The 6,515-nt window shown below is 67.8% G+C and carries 8 protein-coding genes; 5 read left to right on the plus strand and 3 right to left on the minus strand.

Annotated elements, in window-relative coordinates; translation table 11 throughout:
• Positions 1 to 10 precede the first annotated feature (10 nt).
• Genes ACOJSN_RS03490 through ACOJSN_RS03500 form a run of 3 tightly spaced genes read left to right on the plus strand, consistent with a single transcriptional unit; the run spans position 11 to position 1,976 of the window.
• On the plus strand, positions 11 to 115 hold the full coding sequence (locus ACOJSN_RS03490; protein ID WP_420111126.1) for a hypothetical protein: 105 nt from the start codon (positions 11 to 13) through the stop codon (positions 113 to 115).
• Positions 112 to 786 carry an ATP-binding cassette domain-containing protein gene (locus tag ACOJSN_RS03495; protein ID WP_420111120.1) on the plus strand — a complete coding sequence of 225 codons (675 nt, stop codon included), beginning with the start codon at positions 112 to 114 and terminating at the stop codon, positions 784 to 786. The genes ACOJSN_RS03490 and ACOJSN_RS03495 overlap by 4 nt, the downstream gene beginning before the upstream one ends.
• Complete coding sequence (locus tag ACOJSN_RS03500; RefSeq protein WP_420111121.1) at positions 771 to 1,976, plus strand: alpha-D-ribose 1-methylphosphonate 5-triphosphate diphosphatase; 1,206 nt, start codon at positions 771 to 773, stop codon at positions 1,974 to 1,976. Before ACOJSN_RS03495 ends, ACOJSN_RS03500 begins: the two co-directional genes overlap by 16 nt.
• A 27-nt stretch (positions 1,977 to 2,003) precedes the next feature.
• Here the strand turns inward: ACOJSN_RS03500 and ACOJSN_RS03505 are convergent, their stop codons facing one another.
• Complete coding sequence (locus ACOJSN_RS03505; RefSeq protein WP_115279143.1) at positions 2,004 to 2,603, minus strand: TetR/AcrR family transcriptional regulator; 600 nt, start codon at positions 2,601 to 2,603, stop codon at positions 2,004 to 2,006.
• A gap of 145 nt (positions 2,604 to 2,748) precedes the next feature.
• Here ACOJSN_RS03505 and ACOJSN_RS03510 point away from each other — a divergent pair, with 145 nt between their 5' ends.
• Both ACOJSN_RS03510 and ACOJSN_RS03515 read left to right on the plus strand, forming a co-directional pair.
• Positions 2,749 to 3,705 carry a CPBP family intramembrane glutamic endopeptidase gene (locus tag ACOJSN_RS03510; protein ID WP_420111122.1) on the plus strand — a complete coding sequence of 319 codons (957 nt, stop codon included), beginning with the start codon at positions 2,749 to 2,751 and terminating at the stop codon, positions 3,703 to 3,705.
• Positions 3,702 to 4,355, plus strand: coding sequence for a hypothetical protein (locus tag ACOJSN_RS03515; RefSeq protein WP_420111123.1), 654 nt, complete (start codon positions 3,702 to 3,704; stop codon positions 4,353 to 4,355). Before ACOJSN_RS03510 ends, ACOJSN_RS03515 begins: the two co-directional genes overlap by 4 nt.
• Before the next feature lie 106 nt (positions 4,356 to 4,461).
• On the opposite strand, the gene ACOJSN_RS03520 is transcribed toward ACOJSN_RS03515, so the two are convergent.
• Positions 4,462 to 5,448: a mannonate dehydratase gene (locus ACOJSN_RS03520; protein ID WP_420111124.1), complete on the minus strand. Its 987-nt coding sequence runs from the start codon at positions 5,446 to 5,448 to the stop codon at positions 4,462 to 4,464.
• A 4-nt stretch (positions 5,449 to 5,452) separates the two neighbouring features.
• On the minus strand, positions 5,453 to 6,515 hold a 1,063-nt coding region (locus tag ACOJSN_RS03525; RefSeq protein WP_420111125.1), incomplete at its 5' end, for a mandelate racemase/muconate lactonizing enzyme family protein.

Genomic DNA, 6,515 nt, shown 5'->3' on the forward strand with positions numbered 1-6,515 from the left:
ACGTGTGCTCGTGCTGCACCACGGGCGCATCGTCGAGCAGGGCATCACCGAGCAAGTGCTCGAAGATCCCCAGCATCCCTACACCCGACTTCTCGTGTCTTCGAGGCTGACATGACCACCACCATCGCGACGACGACCATCACAGCGGTCCGGCTCTCGAAGCGTTTCGACAACGGCGCCGACGTCCTTCGCGGTGCGGCACTGAACGCGGCCGGTGGTCAGCTCACGCTGATCCGCGGGGCCGCCGGCTCGGGCCGCACCACCCTGGCCCGCTGTCTGACCGGGGTCTACCGGCCGGACGCCGGCGAGGTGACGCTGCGACTCGGCGACCGTGGCGAGGCGGACCTGACCGGGGCGGACCCCCGCGCGGTGGCGTGGCTGCGCGCCCACCACATCGCCACCTTCGACGGCCCATTGAACACCGCCCCCACACTGCCGGCCCAGGCCGCAGTCGCCCGGGCAGCGCGCTGCAGTTCCGAGGTCGCCGCGGCCGGGTTGGCCCGCCTCGATGCCGCTGACGTGGCGCTGACACCACTGGGTCGGTTGCGTTCCCCCCAGCGCCATCTGGTGGCGCTGACAGCCGCCCTGGTCGCCGACCGACCCTTCGTGGTTCTCGACAGGCCCGACGAATACGCCCCGCACCGGGCTCTTGCCACCTGGCTGCTCGAAGCAACCACCGCCGGCGCGGCGGTCATCGTGACCGCCGCCGCCGACAGCACACTCGCGTCGATCGCCTCCGCGGTCGGCGAACTCAGACAAGGAGAAATAGCATGGCAGACTGTGTGATCGAGGGCGTCACCGTCATTCCCGGCGCTGGGCGCGAAGCGATTCCGAATGCGATCGTGACCCTCGATGCACACGGCCGCGTCGAGGACATCACCGCGGAGGCTGCCGCCGGTGACGACCTCTTCCTGGTGCCCGGTGCCGTCGACCTGCACCTGGACAACCTGCTGCAGCGCCGCCGGCCCCGAGCCACCGTGTCGCTCGACCACGCGGCCATCATCCCGGTGCTGGACGCAGAATGCGCCGCCGCCGGCATCACCACCGTCTGCATCGCGGCCCGCTGCGAAGACTCTCCGCGCAAAGGCATCGCGATCGCCGACGCGGCCGTGCTGGCCGCGGTGCTGGAAGAGCTGGCGCCGCTACTGTCCTGCGACTGGCGGATTCACGCCCGCGTGGAGCTCACCGACGAGGGCGCCGTGGATGCGCTGCACGCCGTGCTAGCAGTTTCATCACGCGTGGCGTTGATCTCCATGATGGAGACCTCGGTGGCGCGCAGCAGGTTCTCGTCACTGGCCGAGACCCAGGCCTTCTACGCCCAGGACTGGGGGGTGTCCGAAGCCGAGGTCGCGGAGATCTTCACCGTCGACGCGCAGCAGTTGAGTCGTATCGCCGAACGCCGACAGGCGGTGGCGACGCTCGCCTCGAACCGCGGCATCCTGCTGGCCACACATGACGACCGTACCGAGGAACACATCGAGGAAGCGTTCGCGTTCGGTGCGCGGGTTGCCGAGTTCCCGCTGAGCATGGCGGCGGCGCGCCGAGCGCACGAACTCGGCATGGCAGTGGTGCTCGGTGCTCCCAACGCTCTACGCGGCCGCTCGACGTCAACGGGCAACGTGCTTGCGGCAGAGGCAATCGAGGCCGGAGTGTGCGACGTGCTCTGCTCGGACTATCTGCCGACCGCAATGCATTCCGCGCCGCACGTTCTGGCCCGCGCTCATGGCGTGCCCCTGGCTCACGCGATCGATCTCGTGTCGACGAATCCGGCGAAGATGCTGGGGTTGGCGCCGCCCACCATCGAGGTCGGCACAGTGCTCACCGCGTCACTACGGCGGGTGCGACCGTTTCACGCCGATTCTCCCGAGCGGCCGGCGCACGTGGGTACCGCGCTGTGGCGTGACGGGCGGCTGGTGTTCCGGCGCGCAACGGTAGAGACCCTTCCTGGGGTGACAGCAGTGCCCGCGACAGCCTGACCGGCCCAGGGCTCCGGGCCCGGTGCTTCACCTCGTGCGCCGCAGGATGCCCTCAGCGGCGGTGCGGAGCGTCTGTAACTCGAAGGGGAGCCGTTCACGGTCCCCCGGGAGCGCACGCTCGAAGGACAGCCCGTTGACCACCGTGCTCAGAAACCGCGCCTGCGCGTCGAGATCGCCCGGGGCCAGCGCGCCCTCGTCGCGCAGGAGCCCGAGCCATCGCGCGATGCGGTGCACCGCAAGGCGTTCGAGCGCGAGGAAAGAATGGGTGGCATCCGCCGATGGCGTTGCTGCGACGTAGGTGTCGTGAAGGGAGCGCCAGTGCTCCCGGGCCCGCTCGCCGGTACCCACCTGTGACAGCAGCAACTGAAGGCAGGCCACGAGACGTTCACCGGGATCGCCGGTGGTGTCCTGCATCGGATCGTCGGGCAGGTCCAAGTCGTAGATTCCGGCGATCACGGTGTCGACCAGGGCCCGCTGGGTCGGGAAGAAGTGGCGAAGCGAGCCGACGCTGACCCCGGCGCGCGCAGCGACTGCGCGCACACTCAGCCGAGAGGTCGGATCCTCACCGAGCATCGTCGCAGCGGCGATCAGGATCTTGTCGCGCGTGCTCTGCCTCGTCACACCCATCGGGACGGCACCTCCTCCTCCGATCTAGCACACTGTGCTAGTTTCAACCCCGATCCACTAGTACAGCGTGCTAGTTCAGGCAGATCGTATCTGCGTCAGCGCTGGGCGCCGGCGGCCACCCGTCGAGATTATCGAGGAGCAGACGATGAACACCCGGACCCGACCCTGGATTCTGCAGGGCGATGATCCCCACCCGACACCGCGGATCCCCGGCGGCGTCGAATACCACCGGGTGTACGCAGGACAACGACGCGTCGTCCTGCGTGGCATCGTTGCCCTCGCGCTGCTGATGGTCGGATTTGTCGGCTTTGCGGTTCTCCTGACCGAGATCTCGGTGATCATCGACCGGGAATTCTTCGGCCGTTCGGGTCCGTCAACACCGTTGAGGCAGGCAGCCGGTGCGCTGTCGTTGGCAGTGCTGATCCCGTACTGCATGCTGCTGCAGCGGGTGCTCTACGGGGTGCCGCCCGGGACGCTGCACTCTGTGGCGGGCCGGTTCCGCTACGGGGTGTTCGGTCGAGCACTGCTCGCGTTCGGGCCCCTGGTTCTGGCCGCGGTTGCAGTCGCCTCTCTGGACCAGCACAGCTCGGCAGCATGGACGACGCCGGATCTGGTCGCCTTCTTCGTCATCGGCATGGCCCTCACACCACTGGCAGCAGCGGGTGAAGAATACGGCTTTCGCGGTGTGATGTTCCGGGTGCTCGGCAGCTGGGCGCCAGGCGCACGTTCCGGGGCAATCCTCGGCATCGTCGTGACGACCGTGCTGTTTTCGCTCATACACGGCACGCTGGACCCGTTCCTGCTGACGTCATACCTGGTGCTGTTCTCGTCGACGGCAATAGTCACCTGGCGCACCGGTGGCCTCGAAGTGGCCGTCGTCCTCCACGGCGTCTACAACGTCATGTTCCTCGTGCTCGCGACCACCCTGCACCAAGACATCGGCGCCCAGCTTGCGAACCGGGGCGAAGCAGTCGGCTCGATGACGAACCTGGTGCCCAGCGCCGCTTTGATCGTCATCACCGCCGCGGTGTGGTGGATGACCCGCGCGAGTGGCCCTGCGCGTACTGCAATGGTCGAGCCGGTGACGGGGCAGCAGCTGTGAGCGCGAGCTGGAACGAACGTCGGCTCGCCAAACGTGTGAAGCCAGGTGACGGGCGGCTGCTCAAACCGTTTCGCTGGTGGCAGATGACGCGTCGGTCGGTCATGTCCATCGCACTGCCGGTGGACGGCCGACAGGTCATACACACGGTTGAGGTGAAACACGGCGGTGACGCTGAAAGCGGCGTCGTCCGGGCAGGCCTGTATCTCGACGGGCACCTGCGGGCGCAGTCACGCGTACCCGCGCGCTTCCCGGTCGCACAGGGACACATCGAGGTCCGTACCAGCCAGCTGGGGCTGCGACGGTGCCATCTCGTCGCGCACGACGGCTCGCAGCGGCCACTCGAGCCTCATCCGAAGTCTGCCGAGGGCCGGCGGATGCGTTTCGGTCGCGAGCATCCCGCCCTGAGCGGACTCCTCGGTGTGGTCTCGGTGCTCTTACTGCTCACCGGCGTAGTGCTCAACGTGCTACAGGCTGCGGAGCCCATCTCTGAGATCCCCTACATCGCAGACATGATCGGCTCGTTCGAGTCACCCCTGCACCTTCCGGGGTGGCTCAACCTGGCGTTCGGGTTCGGCGCGGCGGCCGCCGCCATCGAACGTGCGATGCACATGCGCTATCACTGGCTGCTCGACGGCGGCGCTGGCACCTGACACCTGAGGACGGTCGAACTATCTGTCTCGCAACGCTTCCGGGACATGATGTTCGGACTCACCGCCCCGGCCCAGGCGCTCGGCACGTCGACCTGAATCTCAACCCTCAGGCGGCCTCCGCGGTCGCGGCCTCGATGAGCCCGCGCATGTAGCCGACTGCGAACAGGCGTCCCAGGACGCCGTAACCCACCTCGGCCGGGTCCTCGCCGTAGAGCGTCGGCACGTGGTCCGAGCGCATCAGACCGTCGAAACCGACATCGCGGTATGCGCGCACGCACGCGTACATGTCAGTCGGCCCCGCATCGTGCCACGTCTCGGTGAAGCGCTCCGCCACACCGTCGACATCGCGGAAGTGCACGAAGAAGATCTTCCCTGCACCGCCGAACTCGCGGATCGCCGCCGGGATGTCGTCGGTCATCAACCGGAAATTTCCTTGGCAGAACGTGATTCCGTTCATCTCGCTCGGCGCGAGCTCGATCAATCTCCGATACGCATCAAGACTGGACATGATGCGTCCCACCCCGCGCAGCGGCGACAGCGGCGGATCGTCGGGGTGCATCGCGAGCCGCACGCCGGCGTCCTCCGCGGCGGGGATCACCCGGCGCAGGAAGTACTCGAGGTTGTCCCAGAGCTCGTCGTCCGAGATCGGCCCCTGCGGGGTGGTCGCGGGCGACACCTCGTCGAGGTCGAAACGTGTGACGACCGACCCGCCGCGCGAGGCCGACGTTCCCGTTCTCGCCCAGTTGAAGTCGGTCATCCACTCGTAGCACCAGACGGGGATCCCGACCCGTCCCATGCTCGTGAGCATCGTGACGACCTGGGCGATCTCCTCGTCGCGACCGGGTAGCCCGCGCTTGGTGAGGTTCAGCGGGGGCCGCCACTCGAGGACCCCGACATCGAGGTCCTGCTCGGCGTAACGGTCGTACAACGCGCGCACGCTCGAGTACTCCCAGGCCGCCGCCGTCCCGTCGCGGGCGCGGCCATCCACCGTGCGCCCGAACGACGCGACGGCGTCGGTGATTCCCGCTTGCCGCATGAGCGGCCACAACTGCGTCTCCGCCCGGTCCAGCGGCAGGATCTCGGCGATCCTCACACCGTCAGCCCCACGGGCGGTCGTAGCTCCACTCGCGGTCCCACGCGCTGCTGTCGGGGAAGAACTGCGGATCGTCGGGGTCGAGGTAGCGCATGAACATCTCCTCGTTGATGTCGCCGAAGCCGAGACCCGGCGCGTCGGGCACCGGGATGTAGCCGTCGACGATGATCTGATCGGAGAGCCCCGTGACCAGCGAGCTCCAGTCCGGCACGTCCGCGGCGTGGAACTCCAGGGCCAGGAAGTTCTCGGTCGAGGCTCCGATCGCGACGCAGGCCATCGTCGCGATCGGCGTCGCAGCAAGGTGCAACGCCATCGGAATCCCGTACCCCTGGGCGAGATCGCCGATCTTCTTGGTCTCCAGGACCCCGCCCGCCGATGCCGGATCCGGGTGGGCGACGCGGATCGCCTGGGCGTCGAGCAGCGGCTTGAAGCCCTCGGCGAGGTAGATGTCCTCCCCGGTGCACGTCGGCGTCGCGACCGACTCGGTGAGCTGGCGCCACTGCTGGGTGAACTGCCACGGGATCATGTCCTCCAGCCATTCCAGCGCGTACGGTTCGAGGGCGCGTCCGAGCCGGATGCACGAATCGACATCCATGTAGCCGAAGTGGTCGGCCGCGATCGGCAACTCGTAGCCCACGACGTCGCGGACGCGTCGCACGTAGTCGGCGATGTAGTCGACGCCGATCGGGGTGATGTGCGTGCCCGTGAAGGGGTGCATGGTGAACGGCAGATCCTTCGGATGCCGCTTGCGCTCACGCGGATTCGCGATGACGGCGCCCGGGACGTCCCAGATCAGCGACAGCCCGATGTCCATCTTGAGCATCTTGAAGCCGCGTGCCTGACGCTCCAGCAGCGTGCGTGCCATCGCCTCGGGGTCGGGATCAGAGACCGTGTCGGCATAGACCAGGATTTCGTCGCGGTACTTGCCGCCCGCGAGCATGTAGGCGGGAATGTCGTACGCCTTGCCTGCCAGGTCGAGCAGGGCCATCTCGATGCCGGACACGCCGCCGCCCTGACGACCGGGCCCGCCGAACTGCCGGATGCGGCGGAAGACCCGCTCCACGTTG

The sequence above is a fragment of the Pseudactinotalea sp. genome (genome assembly GCF_048594945.1).
GTDB lineage: Bacteria > Actinomycetota > Actinomycetes > Actinomycetales > Beutenbergiaceae > Pseudactinotalea.

What these genes read in the sequence shown, in the direction of transcription:
- ACOJSN_RS03500 (WP_420111121.1), top strand. Translation starts at nt 771, where the DNA reads ATGGCAGACTGTGTGATCGAGGGCGTCACCGTCATTCCCGGCGCTGGG.
- ACOJSN_RS03495 (WP_420111120.1), top strand. Translation starts at nt 112, where the DNA reads ATGACCACCACCATCGCGACGACGACCATCACAGCGGTCCGGCTCTCG.
- ACOJSN_RS03505 (WP_115279143.1), bottom strand. Translation starts at nt 2,603, where the DNA reads ATGGGTGTGACGAGGCAGAGCACGCGCGACAAGATCCTGATCGCCGCT.
- ACOJSN_RS03510 (WP_420111122.1), top strand. Translation starts at nt 2,749, where the DNA reads ATGAACACCCGGACCCGACCCTGGATTCTGCAGGGCGATGATCCCCAC.